Origin of the sequence: Pandoraea fibrosis (assembly GCF_000807775.2) — a bacterium.
GTDB classification, from domain to species: Bacteria; Pseudomonadota; Gammaproteobacteria; order Burkholderiales; family Burkholderiaceae; genus Pandoraea; species Pandoraea fibrosis.
Genome location: NZ_CP047385.1, coordinates 4017099 through 4034663, shown reverse-complemented (window position 1 = coordinate 4034663; position 17565 = coordinate 4017099). Strand labels below are relative to the sequence as shown.

The following is a 17565-nucleotide window of genomic DNA, read 5'->3' as shown; positions in this document are numbered from 1 at the left end:
CATGAACCGTATTGGAACCGTAATTGTTGCGCTGATCGTTTTGTTGATCGTGCTTGCCTCGACCATGTTCGTGGTGGATCAGCGCCGTTTTGCCGTGGTGTTCTCGCTGGGCGAGATCCGCGATGTGTATAGCCAGCCGGGCTTGAAGTTCAAGTTGCCGCCGCCGCTCCAGACCGTGCTGTATCTGGACAAGCGCATCATGACCATCGATAACCCCGAGCCGGAACGCTTCATCACGGCCGAGAAGAAGAACCTGATCGTCGACTCGTATGTGAAGTGGCGTATCGTCGACCCGCGTAAGTTCTACGTGAGCTTCAAGGGCGACAGCCGCCTCGCTCAGGATCGTCTGACGCAGCAAATTCGCTCGGCGCTGCAGGAAGCGTTCACCAAGCGCACGGTGACGGAAGTGGTGTCGTCGCAGCGCGAGCAGGTGATGCAATGGGTCAAGCAGAAGGTTGGCGAAGACGCTGCGCAAGTGGGCATCGAAATTGTCGACGTGCGCATGCGCCGTGTGGATCTGGCGGCAGGCATCAGCGATTCGGTCTATAGCCGGATGGCCGCCGAGCGCAAGCGTGTGGCGAACGAATTGCGTTCGACCGGTGCTGCCGAGGCCGAGCAGATTCGTGCCGATGCTGACCGTCAGCGTGACGTCGTCGTGGCGGAAGCCTATGCCAAGGCCCAGCAGGTCAAGGGTGAGGGCGACGCCGCTGCGGCGGGGATCTACGCGCAGGCATTTGGCCGTGATCCGCAGTTCGCGCAGTTCTATCAGAGCCTCGAAGCGTACAAGGCAACGTTCCGTGACAAGGCGGATGTGATCATTGCCGACCCGAACAGCGATTTCTTCCGATTTATGCGCAGTTCCGGTGGTGCTGGCGCGTCGAGCGGAAAAGCGGGAAAATAACGCCTTTGACACCCGAGTAGCTGCCACCGCCCGCGTCAAACGCGGGCGGTGGCGTTTTGGCCGAGCCCCCCTGTGACCAGCAGCACGATAATTCTCGCTTTCGCCCTCATGCTGATCGTCGAGGGATTGTTTCCGTTCGTCGCCCCGGACCGGTGGCGGCAGAGTTTTCGTAAAATAACGGAAATGCCGTCCGGCCAGATTCGCTTTTTCGGCCTGGCCGCCGTCTCGCTGGGGCTGATTCTGATGCTGCTGGCCGACCACTAAACGGCGCTTATCCGCGCCGCCTGAATACCGAAATACCCATGCCGAACTGGCTACTTCCCGAAAATATCGCCGACGTGCTGCCGTCCGAGGCGCGCAAGATCGAAGATCTGCGCCGACTCATGCTCGATCGCTTCCGCACCTACGGGTACGAACTCGTGATGCCGCCGATGCTCGAGTACGTCGAGTCGCTGCTGACTGGTACCGGCCACGACCTCGATCTGCGTACGTTCAAGCTCGTCGACCAGCTCTCGGGTCGCACGATGGGCCTGCGTGCCGACATCACTCCCCAGATCGCCCGGATCGATGCCCACTTGCTCAATCGCAAGGGCGTGACGCGTCTGTGCTACGCGGGGAGCGTGCTGTTCACCCGTCCGCGTAACCTGCTGGCGACGCGTGAGCCGTTCCAGATCGGCGCCGAAATCTTTGGGCATAGCGGGTTGGAAGCCGATCTCGAGATTCAGGAGCTGCTGCTTTACTGCCTGCAGCTCGCGGGGCTGAAGCAGATTCGTATCGATTTGTGCCACGCAGGCGTTCTGGAAGCGTTGATCGAGCGTGTGCCGGAGGCTGAAGCTATTGAGAGCCAGTTGTTCGGGGCTCTCGCAACCAAGGACGTACCGCAGATCGAAGCGCTGACGCGTGACCTGCCGGCGCACGTGCGCGACGCGTTGCTGGCCTTGACCACGTTGTATGGTGAGCCGTCCGAGACGCTCGCGCGGGCGCGTAAGGTGTTGCCCGATCTGCCTGGCGTGACGGCGGCACTGGACGATCTGGCCTATCTGGCGGCGTCGCAGAGCAAGGACGGTCCGGCGGTCTTGTCCATCGACCTGGCCGATCTGCGTGGCTATCAGTACCACAGCGGGGTGATGTTCGCGGCGTACGTCGACGGGATTCCCAATGCCATTGCCCGTGGCGGACGCTACGACAAGGTGGGGCAGGCATTCGGTCGCGATCGTCCTGCAACCGGTTTTTCGCTCGATTTGCGTGAATTGGCAGCCATTTCGCCGGTGGAAGCGCGTAGTAACGCGATTTTGGCGCCGGCGGACGATGTCCCGGGACTGCGCGCCAAGATTGACGAGCTGCGCAATGCGGGCGAAGTCGTCATCCGCATGTTGCCGGGCCACGACCAGGATTTCGAGGAGTTCACGGGCGACCGTGTGCTTGTCGAGAAAGCGGGTCAGTGGGTTGTGACACCCCGTTGAGCTTCGCTGAAAAAAGCGGCACTAGCGTCCGTCAACACGGGTAGAATACGTTTTTAACCAAACCAACTATTGTTATGTCCGGCAATGCATTGAATCAGGGACGCAACGTCGTCGTTATCGGAACCCAGTGGGGTGACGAAGGCAAGGGTAAGGTCGTCGACTGGCTGACCGATCATGCGCAAGGCGTGGTGCGTTTCCAAGGGGGCCACAATGCCGGACATACGCTCATCATCGGTGGCAAGAAGACGATTCTGCGTCTGATCCCGTCGGGCATCATGCACAAGGACGTCACCTGCTACATCGGCAACGGCGTGGTGCTCTCGCCGGAAGCGCTGTTCAAGGAAATCGAAGAGCTGGAAAGCGCGGGTCTGAACGTCTGCGGCCGTCTGCGTATTTCCGAAGCGTGTACCCTGATCCTCCCGTACCACATTGCCATCGACCAGGCTCGCGAAGTCCGTCGCGGCGCCGGCAAGATCGGCACGACCGGTCGTGGCATTGGCCCGGCTTATGAAGACAAGGTCGGCCGCCGTGCATTGCGCGTGCAGGATCTGTTCGATCCGGAAACGTTCGCCGCACGTCTGCGTGAAAATCTCGATTATCACAACTTCGTCCTGACCCAATATCTGGGCGCGAAGGCCGTCGACTTCCAGGAAACGCTGGATACGATGCTGAGCTACGCGGCGCGTCTGAAGCCGATGATTGCCGACGTGTCGCAGATGCTTTACGCAGCCAACCGAGAAGGTCAGAAGCTGCTGTTCGAAGGCGCGCAAGGCACGTTGCTCGATATCGACCACGGAACGTATCCGTTCGTGACCAGCAGCAACTGCGTGGCGGGTGCTGCTTCGGCTGGCGCCGGTGTCGGTCCGCAGCAGTTGCACTATGTGTTGGGCATCACCAAGGCCTATTGCACGCGCGTGGGTGCCGGCCCGTTCCCGAGCGAGTTGTACGATGCGGATAACCCCGCACGTCAGGAAGCCATTGGTCTGAAACTGGCAACGGTCGGCAAGGAGTTCGGCTCGGTGACGGGGCGTCCGCGCCGCACGGGCTGGCTGGATGCCGCTGCACTGAAGCGTTCGATCCAGATCAACGGTGTGACGGGCTTGTGCATGACGAAGCTCGACGTGCTCGACGGTCTCGAGACCGTTCGTCTTTGCGTGGGCTACAAGATCGACGGCGAGACGATCGACATTCTGCCGCGCGGCGCCGTGGATGTGGCGCGCTGCGAACCGGTGTACGAAGACTTCCCCGGCTGGACGCAGAGCACGTTTGGCGTGACGTCGTGGGATCAATTGCCGGTTCAGGCGCAGAACTACCTGAAGCGTATTGAAGAGGTGAGCGGTATCCCGATCGATATGGTGTCGACGGGGCCTGACCGTGACGAAACCATTCTGTTGCGTCATCCCTTCAAGAACTGAAATACCGTAGGACTGGCAAGGCAAACCATGAATCTGCCCCAAAACGACGATAAGAACCTCTGGGTCTCGTGGGATGAGTACCACCGACTGATCGAGCGCCTGGCGCTCAAGGTCTACGAGTCCAACTGGAAGTTCGACAAGATCCTGTGCCTGGCCCGTGGTGGCTTGCGTGTGGGCGATCAGCTCGCACGCATCTACGACGTGCCCCTCGCGATTCTGGCGACCAGTTCGTATCGTGAGGCCGAAGGCACTGTTCGTGGCGATCTCGACATCGCCCAGTACATCACCATCACGCGCGGCGAGCTGGAAGGCCGCGTGCTGCTGGTCGACGATCTGGTCGATTCCGGCGTGACACTCGAACGTGTTGGCAAGCACCTCAAGGAGCGTTTCCCGAAGGTGACCGATGTCCGCTCGGCAGTGCTGTGGCACAAGGCCTGTTCGAAGGTGGCGCCGGATTATGCGGTCGATTTTCTGGCAACCAACCCTTGGATCCATCAGCCTTTCGAAGAGTACGACACGCTGCGTCCGCACAATTTGTCGGCGTGGATCAAGCGCGGTACCTGAGCGAAACTGACAGGATCGCGCACCGAGAGGCGTGATTCGAGTGGGGAAACCCAGCAAACAGGCGGTGACATCGGAAGATGGCCCGCCTGTTTTGTTTTATGCGTGCTTCGTCGGTTTCAGGCCGCTGGTTGACATGACAGTCGCGATGCAGCCATTTGACGGGCAATATCCCCTCTACTCGCGGCTTCATGCGGCCGTATGACGTGATTTCATACGATCTCAGTCACGACTTTCGCAGAATTCCTGGCTGCGACTCCGTCACGATGAAGTTGGAGTGGTTCCGCCTCTATCCCTTGATTCTCTCCGTTTGGCTTGGCGGCGCGATGGCGTTCGCCAGTTCGCCAGGTTTTGCCGCATCGGCGGTGGCTGGCGTGCGCACGGCGAATGGGCTTCGATACGTCTACGTGACCAACCAGACATCGATGGCCAAGGCCAAACTGGCCGCACTGGACCGATGCAGAACCCAACTGGCGCCGGGCAGCCGGGGAGGGCGGTGCGAGGTGTTGATGGCCGGGAATGGGCCTGCCTACTGGGCGGTCGTGCGCGCAAACAATGGCGAAATCGGGGTGGCGTTGGGTGACACCCAAGCTTCCGCCGTTCAGGATGCCTTTGTCGTTTGTCAGCGGGGTGGGGAATGTTCTGCCGATGGCGAACACGTCTGGCTCGACAATGGTCAGCGCCCGGGGAAGCGACTGCCGCGGCCTCAGGCCGCTCAGGCACAGCCTATGCAGTGCAAGATACCGACAGGGCAGGTCATCCGGATGCAGACCCGATGCATCAATGGTGAGTGCGTTCGGACGTATGAGAACGGGTGCACGGTTCGCTTCCAGGCGGCGCGCTGTCTGGATCGCGAGACGCACGCCTACGTCTGGAAACCGAATGGTTGCGACGACGAGGGCTGACGGAGTGATATTTCGTTGGCCGATCGTCCACTGAATCCCGCGTTGCTCTGTGTGTCGCAGCAAAAAAATGGGCGCCTGACGGCGCCCATTCTTCATTGCAGAACTCGGTTCGGACGTTAGCTTGCCGACATGCCGCTGTGACGCAGCAAGGCATCAACTTGCGGCGCACGGCCACGGAAGGCGATAAACGATTCCATCGCCTCGCGGCTGCCGCCCACGGCGAGAATCTCGTCGCGATAGCGAGCACCCGTAGCCGTGTCGAGTACCGATCCGCTCACTTTTGCGGCTTCTTCAAATGCCGCATACGCGTCGGCCGACAATACTTCCGCCCACTTGTAGCTGTAGTAGCCAGCCGCATACCCCCCCGCAAAAATGTGGCTGAACGTATTCGGCCAACGGGAGAACTCGGCCTGCGGCGTCACATGAAGCCGATCGTTGATGCGCTTCGAGAGCTCCAGCACCGACTCGCTGCCGCGTGGATCGTAGTCGTAATGCAGATGCATATCGAAGTCGGAGAAGACCAACTGGCGCAGCATCATCAGGCCGCTCTGGAAATTGCGCGCAGCGATCATCTTGTCAAATAGCGTGCGTGGCAGCGGGGCACCCGTATCCACCTGGGCCGTCATATGCTCCAGTACGTCCCACTCCCAGCAGAAGTTTTCCATGAACTGAGACGGCAGCTCGACGGCATCCCACTCAACGCCGCTGATGCCCGCAACGCCGGCATCTTCCACTTGCGTGAGCATGTGGTGCAGCCCGTGGCCGAATTCATGGAACAGCGTGATGACGTCGTCGTGCGGCAGCAGCGCAGGCTTGTCGCCGACAGGCGCAGGGAAGTTGCAAACGAGATAGGCCACCGGCGTTTGCAGTTTGCCATCGTGCAGGCGCTTGCGGGTGCGGGCGCTGTCCATCCATGCGCCACCACGTTTGCCTTCGCGGGCGAACAGGTCCATGTAGAACTGCGCAACCAGTTCGCCGTCGCGCTCGATGCGGAAGAAGCGCACGTCGGGATGCCAGGTCTCGGCGTCTTGCGGACGAATCGTGACACCGAACAACGTGCCGGCGACGCGGAACAAGCCGTCAAGTACCTTGGGCAGCGGGAAATACTGGCGGACTTCCGTTTCCGAGAATGCGTAGCGTTGTTGGCGCAGCTTTTCCGACGCGTAAGCCGTGTCCCACGGCTCCAATTTGTCGATGCCAAGTGACGCGGCGGCGAACGCCTGCAGCTCTGCCCAATCCTTCTCGGCGTACGGACGCGCCCGGCGCGCGAGGTCCTCCAGGAATTCGAGGACCTGCGCGGGCGATTCGGCCATCTTGGGTTCGAGCGATACCTCCGCGTAGTTCTTGAAGCCGAGCATATGGGCTTCCTCGCGACGCAGAGCAAGTTGCTCGACAATGATTCCCGTGTTGTCCCAACCGGCTTCGCCATCGCCAAATTTCGGGCCGAGCTCCGATGCGCGGGTGACGTTCGCGCGGTAGAGCTTCTCACGCAGCGCGCGGTTGTCGGCATATTGCAGCACCGGGAAATAAGACGGGAAGTGCAGGGTGAACTTCCAGCCTTCGCGCCCATCGCGCTCTGCCGCGGCGCGCGCAGCCGCTTTATCATCGTCAGGTATGCCGGCAAGCGTCTGTTCGTCGGTGATGACAAGCGAAAACTTGTTGGTGGCGTCGAGAACGTGGTCCGAAAAATTCTTGGCCAGATGCGCCTGCTCTTCCTGAATTTCAGCGAAACGCGGTTTCTGATCCTCGGGGAGTTCCGCGCCCCCCAGACGGAAGCCGCGCATCTCGTTGTCGAGAATCTTCTTGCGCGCCGGCGAAAGCCCAGCAAATTCGGGACCAGCCGCAATGGCCTTGTACTTGTCGAACAACGCCAGGTTTTGACCAACGCTTGCCGAGAACTCAGTCACGCGCGGCAGGTTTTCGCTGTATGCCGCACGCAGTTCCGGGGTATCGGCAACGGCGTTTAGGTGCCCAACGATTTCCCAGGCACGGCCCAGACCCTCGGTGCCGTCTTCCACAGCATCGAGAATGTTGGCCCAGGTCGCTGGCGTAGACGGATCTGCCGCCCGGTCGACTGCGTTACGCGCTTGCTCGAGCAACACGTCGACGGCGGGCGTGACGTGTTCAGGGCGAATTTCGGCGAAACGGGGGAGTCCTTCGATATCGAGCAGAGGATTGGTTTGCGGCGTATTCATGCGTTCGTTGTCCACGTGAAGGGGCTTACGAAGAGTGTGGGGGCATCCCGTCGAATTTTCCAGTCGTTTTTTTCAACCGGCACGATTGGGATGGCAGATGAGAGACGTCCCGAAAAGCCATATCGGGCATGCGTTTGCCGCGTTTCGTGGAGAAACGGGCGAAGGCGATAGATAGCGATTCTGTTACGCGATACAGGCAAGAGTTTCGGGACATTCCGATTCGGGCGCCGGCCTTTTCCCGAGGGAGGCTGTCGCTCAACGCGCATAAGCAACAAGGGCGCAGCCGGCCTATTGGTCGGCTGCGCCCTGCGAGCAGCGCGGTGCTACGTGGTGCGTCAAGCCCCGAGTGCGCGCTCGGCGGCTTCGATGGTGTTCACGAGAAGCATCGTGATCGTCATTGGACCGACGCCCCCCGGCACCGGCGTAATGAAGCCTGCCACATCTTTGACGCCGTTGAAATCGACGTCGCCACAAAGCTTGCCGGCATCGTCACGGTTCATGCCAACGTCAATCACTGCCGCGCCCGGCTTGACCATATCGGCAGTGACGATGTTGCGCTTCCCCACCGCGGCCACGATCACATCGGCGTTGCGGGTATGGGCAGCCAGGTCACGCGTTTTGCTGTTACAGATCGTGACGGTCGCGCCTGCCTGAAGCAGCATCATGGCCATCGGCTTGCCAACGATGTTCGAAGCACCAATCACCACGGCCACCGCGCCACGAAGCGGGAAATCCACCGACTCCAGCATTTTCATGCAGCCGTAGGGCGTGCAGGGACGGAAAAGGGGGGCTCCGGTCATCAGGGCGCCGGCATTCGAAACATGGAAGCCATCGACATCCTTCTCCGGAGCGATGGCTTCGAGCACTTTGTGGCTGTCGATGTGCTTCGGCAGCGGCAGTTGCACAAGAATCCCGTTGATCTTGGGATCGCGATTGAGCTCATCGATGCGGGCGAGCAGGGCGGTTTCCGTCAGATCGGCCGGGTAGCGATCGAGCGACGAATACAGGCCGTTGTCTTCGCACGCCTTGACCTTATTGCGCACGTAGACTTGGCTGGCAGGGTCCTCGCCGACCAGAACCACGGCAAGACCGGGCTGATGGCCACGGGCGGTGAGGGCAGCAGCGCGAGTGGCAACTTCAGCGCGAATGCGTTTGGCGAGGGCGTTGCCGTCGATGAGGGTGGCGGTCATGATGCGTGGGTGTCTATGAAGGAAGGGGGCTGGCCCGAAAGGCCGGATACGGCTGCGACGGTCGGGCGGTGACCGAGGCAAAGACCGTATTATAACGGCGCGCCGGAATGGGCGGGAGGGGGCGGATTGCCCGCGGCAGGCAACGTTAGGCTGCCTTCGGCCATGCTTCGATAGCCTTGTTAGCCAAGGGCTGTGTCGAACTGGCGTCGCTCAATGATGAGGGAGAGCAACGCCATGCAGAGACGACCGGAGGACGATCCGCCGGCCGAAGATCCGGCACCCCGTCGGTGAATCAACGCGGTGCTTCATGTGCGGCAGCCGATACCCCGGTTAAGGGCGAGGCGACCCGCTCGAACGTTTCGAAAGTGCCAGGCGGAGCAGGTCGGCGACGGTATTGACGTTGAGCTTCTCCATGATGTTGGCACGGTGTGCCTCGACCGTTTTGATGCTGATGCCGAGATCGTCGGCGATCTGCTTGTTCAGACGACCGGCAATGATGCGCTCCAGTACCTGATGTTCGCGACTCGTGAGCTTCGAGAGCAAATCTTCGGCGGCTTGCTGCTCGCGTTGGCTGCTCGCGTCCTGCCGGGCCTTCGACAGCATTCGTTCGACTTGCGCACGCAGTTCCGCTTCATCAAAAGGCTTTTCGATGAAGTCCATCGCGCCTTTTTTCATCGTATCCACTGCCATCGGCACGTCGCCGTGACCCGTCACGAAGATGATGGGAATGTTGAACCGGTTTTCGACCAGTTTTTCCTGCAATTCCAGCCCGCTCATACCGGGCATGCGAACGTCAAGTATCAGGCAGCCAACCTGATGTCCGTTGTAGTGCGAAAGAAATTCCTCTGCGCTAGCAAAGCCTCGCACATGGTAGCCATTGGCCTCGAGAAGCCAGCGAAGCGAGTCACGGACCGCCTCGTCGTCATCGACAACGAAGACGGTTTCTTGGTCAATAGTGGTGTTGGGTGTCGTCATAGTCCTCCCCCGGATCCGGATGTCGTATCGCCTTCTAACGGTAACAGAATACAAAATGTACAACCATTCCGCACGCCGTCGATTTCATTGTTTTCTACCCAAAGACGGCCGTGGTGCGATTCAATGATCGAACGGCAGATATTCAGGCCCATGCCCATGCCGTCCGATTTCGTGCTGAAAAACGGTTCAAACAATCGTTCGATGGTCGCTTCGTCGACACCGGGCCCGTGATCCGAGACCTGGAATTCGATCGATTTGTCGCGACGTTCCACGTGCAGACGCACCGTGGAATCACGCCTCTGGCCCGGCGGCGGCGTGTAGCCGTGCATCGCCTCGGCGGCGTTCTTGAGCAGGTTCACGATCACCTGTTCGATAAGCACCGGGTCGACGTTGATCTGCGGCAGGCCTGCCGGCAACTCGGTCACGATGCGAATGCGGCGTTTGCGCGCCTCGATCTCGGCAAGCCCCACGGCGTCTGCCACGATCTCATAAATCGATGACGGCTGGCGTTTCGGTTCGCTGCGTTTCACGAATGCGCGAATCCGCTTGATGATCATGCCTGCACGAACCGCCTGCTGAGATGTTTTCTCCAGCGCAGGCAGCAAGGTCTCGGGCGAGGTGCGTCCCGCGCGGACGAGCGCCGCAGTGCCCATACAGTAGTTATTGATCGCGGCGAGCGGCTGATTCAGTTCGTGGGCGAGCGACGATGCCATCTCTCCCATTGTCGTCAGACGTCCCGTGAATTGCAGGCGTTCTTCTTCCTGGCGAGCCAGCTCTTCGGCGTGACGCCGTGCGGTGATGTCCGTCGCCACCTGCAACTGCGCCAGATGGCCATCGACCCACTGAATATACTGGCGTCGGACTTCGAACCATTTCTGGTGCGTTGGCAAATAGATTTCTTGCGTCTCGGCCGCCGTATCGGTCAATGAGGCGGCGGGCAGCCCGGCAAAGGCATCGACCATGTCGATATGGTCGAGCGAAGCCGGCGAGAGTTCGCCGCCGCCCGACAGTTCCAGATGGCCTTCGGGGCGTGTGCCGAACAGTTGGCGGTAGTAGCGGTTGGCAAACAGCAACTCTGCCTTGTCGACGGCGAGCACGGACACCGAGGCGTCAAGGCTTTCAAGCACGGTCGTAAACCGTTCGTGGGCTGCGGCAAGTTCCTCTCGCGCCCGTTTCGGTTCGCTGATGTCGGTCAGCGACGACATCCAGCCGGTCTGACGACCATGCGCATCCACCAGTGGCGAGACGAACATGCGTGCGTAGAAGATCGTCCCGTCCTTGCGTTGCACACGGATTTCGAAGCCATGAGACGGCGCCTTGCCACGTAGCGTCATGTCGATGCGACGCTGCATCTCGTGGATATCGTCCTTGGGCCAGTACGGATAGGGCGGGGCGCGGTTCATGAGGTCCGGCTCATCCCAGCCCGTCATCCGACAGAACGCCGGGTTCACATAAGTGATGTGGCCCTGAAGATCGAGCACGCGCATACCGATCACGATGGAGTTTTCCATCGCCCGCCGGAACGATGTCTCGTTGAATAGCGCCTGCTGCGCCTCGAATCGCTGTCGCGTATGCCGCCAAAGACTCCACAGACTCCAGAGGACGAAGCAGGACAGTCCAGCGATTAGCCAGACCAGTGTGTTGTTGACGAAATTGCCGACCGCCGGATACGAGTAGATCCGCACGGCGAGACTATGGCCTGGCGGGTCGAGCAACAGCTCGTACGAGACGTCGCGAGGTAGCGGCGGCCGGGTCGAGGTTGTGGCCAACTCGTTGTTATGCGTGTCGATGAACGACACCTTGAATTTGTCGCCAAGCTCCTGCGGCAGCTCGTGAATCAGCAGACCTTCCACGGAATACACGGCGCTGATCGTGCCGAGGAATTCTCGCTCACGCAGCACGGGGACTTGAACGACGATGTAGCTCGCCCCGGAGGCGTCGTAGATCAGTGTGGAATAGGCCGAGCGGCGAGAATCGCGGGCTGCGCGAAACGCGACGAGGAGTTCGTCCTCCATCGGATGCTGCGCCGATCCCTGCAAGCGCGAAGCGAACGGTGAGTCGGCCGGCACCGCCCACTTCGGACGTTGCGATGCGTCGAGCCAGTTCATGAAGACGATGTCCGCATGATTCTGCATCAGTTCGCTCGCCGTATTCTGGAAATGCGCGATGTCCTGGGGCTTTGCCGCGGTATCGCGGGCGAGGGAACTGATCTGGTCCTGAATGGCCAGCATATTGAGGCGAATCTGCTGCTGCGCCCACGCCACGTTCCGATACAGCGTGTCCTGCTGCTGCTCTGTCTCCCGCCGATTCAGACTCCACAGGATCAAACTCATCACCACGAGGAAGATCACAATGGAGACGAGTGGGACCAGCAAGTAGTAATGCGACTCCGCGAACCCCTGCAACCAGCGGTTGGAGCGGGCAGGCGTGGCGGCGGACCGGGACGGCGGAGCGGAGTTGGCAAGGCGTGGCGAAAGCATGGCGAGATTGTAGCGCAGGCCGGCCAGTTTCCCTCTGCCGGAACCGGATACAGATGGCTTTTCGGAAGCGTCCGACCTTTTCGGTAAGACGACAGCGCAAAGTGATGCTGAGACCGATCGGTACGCTTTGAAATCGTGATGTGATAGTGCCGGCAACCCCTTGATTTTATGTGCACTGCAACAGAATTCCGTATTATGAAATTTGCTATCGTAATCTGAAATTTAGCTTGCGAAGGCAGGAATATCCTTCGTACAATGCCCCGGTAAAAAAGCCGGTGGGCCCGTCCATGAAGCGGGTATCGACCGTTACGCCAACCCGCTAACGACAGACAAGGAGACACCATGTCCGCCGTACCTGAAGAAGCCCTGAAGATCGTATCCCCTGCGGACGCCGATCCCCAAGAAACGCAAGAATGGCTGGCCTCGCTCGAAGGCGTGCTGGCAGCCGAGGGCCCGGAACGTGCCCACTACCTGCTCGAGAAGCTGATCGAGTTCGCGCGTATCAATGGCGAACATCACCCGTTCTCGGCTAACACCCCCTATATCAACACCATCCCCGTCGACCAGCAGGCCCGTATTCCGGGCGATCAGGATGTCGAGCACAAGATTCGCTCGTACACGCGCTGGAATGCGATCGCGATGGTGCTGCGTGCCGGCAAGGACACGAACGTTGGCGGTCACATCGCGTCGTTCGCCTCGGCAGCAACGCTTTACGACGTCGGTTTCAATCACTTCTGGCATGCACCGTCCGACAAGCACGGTGGCGATCTGGTCTTCGTGCAGGGGCACTCGTCGCCGGGCGTCTATAGCCGCGCGTTCCTGCTGGGTCGTCTGGAGATGAGCCAGCTCGATAACTTCCGTCAGGAAGTGGATGGCGGCGGCCTGTCGTCGTATCCGCACCCGTGGCTGATGCCGGACTTCTGGCAATTCCCGACGGTGTCGATGGGGCTGGGCCCGATCATGGCGATCTACCAGGCTCGCTTCATGAAGTATCTCGAGTCGCGCGCCATCGTGAAAACCGAAGGCCGCAAGGTCTGGGCATTCCTCGGCGACGGCGAGACCGACGAGCCGGAATCGCTGGGCGCCATCGGCATGGCCGGCCGTGAGCAACTCGACAACCTCGTGTTCGTGATCAACTGTAACCTGCAGCGCCTGGATGGACCGGTGCGCGGTAACGGCAAGATCATCCAGGAGCTCGAATCGGAATTCCGCGGTGCCGGCTGGAACGTCATCAAGGTCATCTGGGGCAGCCGCTGGGATTCGCTGCTGGCGCGCGACAAGAAGGGCCTGCTGATGAAGCGCATGATGGAGTGCGTGGACGGCGAATACCAGACGTACAAGTCGAAGGACGGCGCCTACGTGCGCGAGAACTTCTTCAACACGCCGGAACTGAAGGCGATGGTTGCCGATTGGTCCGATGAGGACATCTGGGCGCTGAACCGTGGCGGCCACGATCCCCATAAGATCTACGCAGCTTATCAGTCGGCCACGCAACATAAGGGTCAGCCGACCGTCATCCTGGCCAAGACCATCAAGGGCTACGGCATGGGCGAAGCTGGTCAGGCGATGAACATCACCCACCAGCAGAAGAAGATGCCGGTGGAATCGCTCAAGAAATTCCGCGACCAGTTCAAGCTGCCGATTTCGGACGATCAGATTGCCGACGTGCCGTACCTGAAGTTTGAGGAAGGCTCGAAGGAACTTGAGTACATGCGTGCTCGCCGTATGGAGCTGGGTGGTTACCTGCCGCAGCGCCGTACCAAGGCGGCTTCGCTGCCGGTGCCTGCACTGAACGCATTCGACGCCTTGCTCAAGGCGACGGCAGAAGGCCGCGAGATTTCGACGACGATGGCGTTCGTGCGCATTCTCAACGTGCTGCTCAAGGACAAGGCGCTGGGTCAGCGCATCGTGCCGATCGTGCCGGATGAGTCGCGCACGTTCGGTATGGAAGGTCTGTTCCGCCAGATCGGTATCTGGAGCCAGGTCGGTCAGCGCTACATTCCGCAGGATCAGGACCAACTGATGTTCTACCGCGAATCCGAGAGCGGTCAGATTCTGCAGGAAGGCATCAACGAAGCCGGTGGCATGTGTGACTGGATCGCCGCCGCGACGTCGTACTCGACGCACGGCGAGACGATGATCCCGTTCTACATCTTCTATTCGATGTTCGGCTTCCAGCGCATTGGCGATCTGGCCTGGGCGGCGGGCGACATGCGCGCTCGTGGTTTCCTCGTGGGTGGCACCGCCGGTCGCACGACGCTCAACGGTGAAGGTCTCCAACACGAAGACGGCCACTCGCTGCTGTGGGCATCGTCGATTCCGAACTGCCTGCCGTACGATCCGACGTTCGCATACGAACTCGCCGTGATCGTCCAGGACGGTCTGCGTCGCATGGTGCAAGATCAGGAAGACGTGTACTACTACCTGACGGTGATGAACGAAAACTACGCGCATCCGGCGATGCCGGAAGGCGTGGAGCAGGACATTCTGAAGGGGATGTACGCGTTCCGTCGCGGTGCGGACAACAGCAAGGCACCCCGCGTGCAACTGCTGGGTTCGGGCACGATCTTCAACGAAGTGATCGCCGCCGCCGAAATGCTCAAGAACGATTGGGGCGTCGAATCGGATCTGTGGAGCTGCCCGAGCTTCACCGAACTGGCTCGCGAAGGCAACGATGTCGCGCGCTACAATCTGCTGCACCCGACCGAGACGGCGCGTCTGACGCATGTCGAGAAGTGCCTCAACGACACCCGTGGTCCGGTCATCGCATCGACCGACTACATCCGTACCTACGCCGACCAGATTCGTCCGTTCGTGCGGGGTCGTTACGTGGTGCTCGGTACCGACGGCTATGGCCGTTCGGATACGCGTGAGAAGCTGCGTCACTTCTTCGAGGTGGATCGTAACTGGGTCACGGTCGCTGCCCTCAAGGCACTGGCCGACGAAGGCACGCTGCCGGCAAGCAAGGTTGCCGAAGCGATTGCCAAGTACAACCTGGATCCGAACAAACCCAACCCGATGACCGTCTAAAGGCCGCTTCGCGCGGTGTGCGCCCGTCAGCCGCTCAGGGCGGCAGGCGGGCGCACGCTGCACGTTAAGCGCAGCCTCGAGGAGACTGTGGAAAATGAGTCAAGTGATCGAAGTGAAAGTCCCGGATATCGGTGACTTCAAGGACTTGCCCGTCATCGACGTGCTGGTCAAGGCGGGCGACAAGATCGATGCCGAGCAGGCCCTGATCACGCTGGAGTCGGACAAGGCCACCATGGATGTGCCGAGCCCGGCCGCCGGTACCATCAAGGCGCTGAGCCTGAAGGTCGGCGATGAAGTGTCCGAGGGATCTCTCATTCTGACGCTCGAGACCGCGAATGGCTCGGGCTCGGGTGCGCAGGCCAACGGTGCCGCAGCCCCTGCACCGGCACCTGCGGCTGCCCCGCAAGCCGCTGCACCTGCTCCCGCAGCAGCGCCGGCCACACCGGCCGCCAGCGGCGGTACGAGCAAGATCGACGTGAAGGTACCGGATATCGGCGGTTACGACGATGTGCCCGTGATCGACGTGCTGGTCAAGGTGGGCGACACCGTGACTGCCGAGCAATCGCTCGTCACGCTGGAATCGGACAAGGCGTCGATGGACGTGCCGAGTCCGGCAGCAGGGGTGGTCAAGGAACTGAAGGTCAAGGTGGGCGACAAGGTGTCGGAAGGCACGTTGATCGTCGTGCTCGAAGGCGCGGCCGCTCCGGCAAAGGCCGCAGCACCGGCAGCCGCACCGGCGCCGGCTGCGCAAAGCGCTTCTCCGGCAGCACCGGCACCCGTCGCGGCTCCTGCGCCCGTTGCGGCTCCGGCGGCGGCACCTGCCGCAGCCAGCAATGCTGGCGTTCAGCCGATCAGCCACGCCAGCCCGTCGGTGCGTAAGTTCGCCCGCGAACTGGGCGTCGACGTTACGCAAGTGAAGGGCACGGGGCCGAAGGGACGCGTGGTGGTCGACGACGTGCGCAACTTCATCAAGAGTGCGCTCGCCGGCAACCGTCCGGCGGCTGGCGGTGCAGCTCCGGCAGGTGGCGGCGAGCTGAATCTGCTGCCGTGGCCGAAGGTCGACTTCTCGAAGTTCGGCCCGGTCGAGCCGAAGGCACTGTCGCGCATCAAGAAGATTTCGGGCGCGAACCTGCATCGCAATTGGGTCATGATCCCGCACGTCACGAACAACGACGAAGCGGATATCGGTGAGCTCGAAGCCTTCCGCGTGCAATTGAACAAGGAAAACGAAAAAGCCGGCGTCAAGGTAACGATGCTCGCTTTCGTTATCAAGGCCTGTGTTCTGGCGCTGAAGAAATTCCCGACGTTCAACGCCAGCCTCGACGGCGACAACCTCGTCTTCAAGCAGTACTTCCATATCGGCTTTGCGGCGGATACACCCAATGGCCTCGTCGTGCCGGTCGTTCGCGATGCGGACAAGAAGGGCGTGTTCGAGATTGCACGTGAGACGTCCGAACTGGCCAAGCTCGCTCGCGAGGGCAAGCTCAAGCCGGATCAGATGCAAGGCGGTTGCTTCTCGATTTCGTCACTCGGCGGCATCGGCGGCACGACCTTCACGCCGATCATCAACGCACCGGAAGTGGCCATTCTGGGTCTGTCGCGTTCGTATCAGAAGCCGGTGTGGGACGAGCGCAAGCAACAGTTCCTGCCGCAACTGACGCTGCCGCTGTCGTTGTCCTACGATCACCGCGTGATCGACGGCGCCGAAGCCGCACGCTTCAACGCCTACCTGGGCCAACTGTTGCAGGACTTCCGTCGCGCAATGCTGTAATAGGTGACGCCGCCGGCCGCGCGTAAGCGCAGACCGGCGGCGCTCGCGCGACAGCTTCAGGATCTGGACGGGAAGGGGGCATCATGACCACCGTGGTAGTCGTCAAGAAGGCAGGAGAGATCGCCATTGCCGCCGATTCGCTAGTGACGTTCGGCGACACAAGACTCTCGCAATCGTACGAGGAAAATCGCAAGGTTTTTCTCGTGGGCGATTCCTATGTCGGCCTTGCAGGCACGACTGCGCACTTTCCGGTCATGCGCGCCATTCTTTCCGGCATGGCAGATGAATGCCGTCTGCACTCGCGTGACGAAGTGTTTCGCACGTTCTGCCGCGTCCATCAGAAGCTAAAAGAAGAGTATTTCCTCAACACGAAGGAAGAGGAGGACGATCCGTACGAGTCGTCGCAGATCACCAGCGTGATCGCGAATCCGACGGGTATTTACGGGGTCTATTCCTACCGGGAAGTGTTTGTTTTCGATCGGTTCTGGGGGATCGGCTCGGGGCGCAACTTCGCGCTCGGTGCCATGTATGCCCTCTACGACCAGGATCTGAGCGCTAGCGCCATCGCCGAAGCGGGCGTGAAGGCGGGGGCAGAGTTCGACAAGAGTTCTGCCGGCCCGTTTCAGGTGCATGCGTTTCCGATCGATCCCACCATCAAGTCATAAATGCGACAGGGAGA

Annotated in this window: 13 protein-coding genes; 9 read left to right on the top strand and 4 right to left on the bottom strand. The window is 60.7% G+C overall.

Going from position 1 to position 17565, the window contains the following annotated elements:
- The first annotated feature begins 1 nt into the window (after nucleotide 1).
- The 6 genes from hflC (at nucleotide 2) to PI93_RS17710 (ending at nucleotide 5245) form a co-directional block, all read left to right on the top strand.
- Nucleotides 2-901 carry a protease modulator HflC gene (gene hflC, locus PI93_RS17735; protein WP_039374695.1) on the top strand — a complete coding sequence of 300 codons (900 nt, stop codon included), beginning with the start codon at nucleotides 2-4 and terminating at the stop codon, nucleotides 899-901.
- Nucleotides 902-1009: 108 nt separating this feature from the next.
- The gene (locus tag PI93_RS17730) at nucleotides 1010-1165 is read left to right on the top strand and encodes a DUF2065 domain-containing protein (RefSeq protein ID WP_039374751.1); all 156 of its coding nucleotides are present in this window, start codon (nucleotides 1010-1012) and stop codon (nucleotides 1163-1165) included.
- A 38-nt stretch (nucleotides 1166-1203) separates the two neighbouring features.
- A complete protein-coding gene (locus PI93_RS17725; RefSeq protein WP_039374696.1) occupies nucleotides 1204-2364 on the top strand; it encodes an ATP phosphoribosyltransferase regulatory subunit in 1161 nt (386 codons plus the stop codon).
- Nucleotides 2365-2438: 74 nt separating this feature from the next.
- Complete coding sequence (locus PI93_RS17720) at nucleotides 2439-3779, top strand: adenylosuccinate synthase (RefSeq protein ID WP_039374698.1); 1341 nt, start codon at nucleotides 2439-2441, stop codon at nucleotides 3777-3779.
- A gap of 27 nt (nucleotides 3780-3806) precedes the next feature.
- Entirely contained in the window at nucleotides 3807-4343 is a 537-nt protein-coding gene (locus PI93_RS17715) for a phosphoribosyltransferase (RefSeq protein ID WP_039374700.1), read from the top strand.
- 263 nt (nucleotides 4344-4606) lie between these two features.
- The gene (locus PI93_RS17710) at nucleotides 4607-5245 is read left to right on the top strand and encodes a DUF4189 domain-containing protein (RefSeq protein ID WP_158453277.1); all 639 of its coding nucleotides are present in this window, start codon (nucleotides 4607-4609) and stop codon (nucleotides 5243-5245) included.
- A 116-nt stretch (nucleotides 5246-5361) separates the two neighbouring features.
- Here the strand turns inward: PI93_RS17710 and PI93_RS17705 are convergent, their stop codons facing one another.
- The 4 genes from PI93_RS17705 to PI93_RS17690 form a co-directional block, all read right to left on the bottom strand.
- The gene (locus tag PI93_RS17705) at nucleotides 5362-7440 is read right to left on the bottom strand and encodes a M3 family metallopeptidase (protein ID WP_039374703.1); all 2079 of its coding nucleotides are present in this window, start codon (nucleotides 7438-7440) and stop codon (nucleotides 5362-5364) included.
- 335 nt (nucleotides 7441-7775) lie between these two features.
- Nucleotides 7776-8630, bottom strand: coding sequence for a bifunctional methylenetetrahydrofolate dehydrogenase/methenyltetrahydrofolate cyclohydrolase FolD (gene folD / locus PI93_RS17700; RefSeq protein ID WP_039374705.1), 855 nt, complete (start codon nucleotides 8628-8630; stop codon nucleotides 7776-7778).
- A 330-nt stretch (nucleotides 8631-8960) separates the two neighbouring features.
- Nucleotides 8961-9605, bottom strand: a complete 645-nt coding sequence (locus PI93_RS17695; protein WP_039374707.1) for a response regulator transcription factor — start codon at nucleotides 9603-9605, stop codon at nucleotides 8961-8963.
- Nucleotides 9602-12085, bottom strand: coding sequence for a PAS domain-containing sensor histidine kinase (locus PI93_RS17690; RefSeq protein ID WP_039374752.1), 2484 nt, complete (start codon nucleotides 12083-12085; stop codon nucleotides 9602-9604). Before PI93_RS17690 ends, PI93_RS17695 begins: the two co-directional genes overlap by 4 nt.
- Before the next feature lie 342 nt (nucleotides 12086-12427).
- On the opposite strand from PI93_RS17690, the gene aceE reads away from it, so the two are divergent.
- From aceE to PI93_RS17675, 3 genes are all read left to right on the top strand, one after another.
- Complete coding sequence (gene aceE / locus PI93_RS17685) at nucleotides 12428-15115, top strand: pyruvate dehydrogenase (acetyl-transferring), homodimeric type (protein WP_039374709.1); 2688 nt, start codon at nucleotides 12428-12430, stop codon at nucleotides 15113-15115.
- A gap of 94 nt (nucleotides 15116-15209) precedes the next feature.
- Nucleotides 15210-16886, top strand: a complete 1677-nt coding sequence (gene aceF / locus PI93_RS17680; RefSeq protein WP_039374711.1) for a dihydrolipoyllysine-residue acetyltransferase — start codon at nucleotides 15210-15212, stop codon at nucleotides 16884-16886.
- A gap of 83 nt (nucleotides 16887-16969) precedes the next feature.
- Complete coding sequence (locus PI93_RS17675) at nucleotides 16970-17551, top strand: Ntn hydrolase family protein (RefSeq protein ID WP_039374712.1); 582 nt, start codon at nucleotides 16970-16972, stop codon at nucleotides 17549-17551.
- The last annotated feature ends 14 nt before the right edge of the window (nucleotides 17552-17565 follow it).

Bases quoted from the DNA above. Each gene is read 5' to 3' on its own strand.
- PI93_RS17710 (WP_158453277.1), top strand. From the start codon at position 4,607: ATGAAGTTGGAGTGGTTCCGCCTCTATCCCTTGATTCTCTCCGTTTGG.
- PI93_RS17725 (WP_039374696.1), top strand. From the start codon at position 1,204: ATGCCGAACTGGCTACTTCCCGAAAATATCGCCGACGTGCTGCCGTCC.
- PI93_RS17715 (WP_039374700.1), top strand. From the start codon at position 3,807: ATGAATCTGCCCCAAAACGACGATAAGAACCTCTGGGTCTCGTGGGAT.
- PI93_RS17720 (WP_039374698.1), top strand. From the start codon at position 2,439: ATGTCCGGCAATGCATTGAATCAGGGACGCAACGTCGTCGTTATCGGA.
- aceE (WP_039374709.1), top strand. From the start codon at position 12,428: ATGTCCGCCGTACCTGAAGAAGCCCTGAAGATCGTATCCCCTGCGGAC.
- PI93_RS17690 (WP_039374752.1), bottom strand. From the start codon at position 12,085: ATGCTTTCGCCACGCCTTGCCAACTCCGCTCCGCCGTCCCGGTCCGCC.
- PI93_RS17705 (WP_039374703.1), bottom strand. From the start codon at position 7,440: ATGAATACGCCGCAAACCAATCCTCTGCTCGATATCGAAGGACTCCCC.
- PI93_RS17675 (WP_039374712.1), top strand. From the start codon at position 16,970: ATGACCACCGTGGTAGTCGTCAAGAAGGCAGGAGAGATCGCCATTGCC.
- PI93_RS17730 (WP_039374751.1), top strand. From the start codon at position 1,010: ATGCTGATCGTCGAGGGATTGTTTCCGTTCGTCGCCCCGGACCGGTGG.
- hflC (WP_039374695.1), top strand. From the start codon at position 2: ATGAACCGTATTGGAACCGTAATTGTTGCGCTGATCGTTTTGTTGATC.
- PI93_RS17695 (WP_039374707.1), bottom strand. From the start codon at position 9,605: ATGACGACACCCAACACCACTATTGACCAAGAAACCGTCTTCGTTGTC.
- folD (WP_039374705.1), bottom strand. From the start codon at position 8,630: ATGACCGCCACCCTCATCGACGGCAACGCCCTCGCCAAACGCATTCGC.
- aceF (WP_039374711.1), top strand. From the start codon at position 15,210: ATGAGTCAAGTGATCGAAGTGAAAGTCCCGGATATCGGTGACTTCAAG.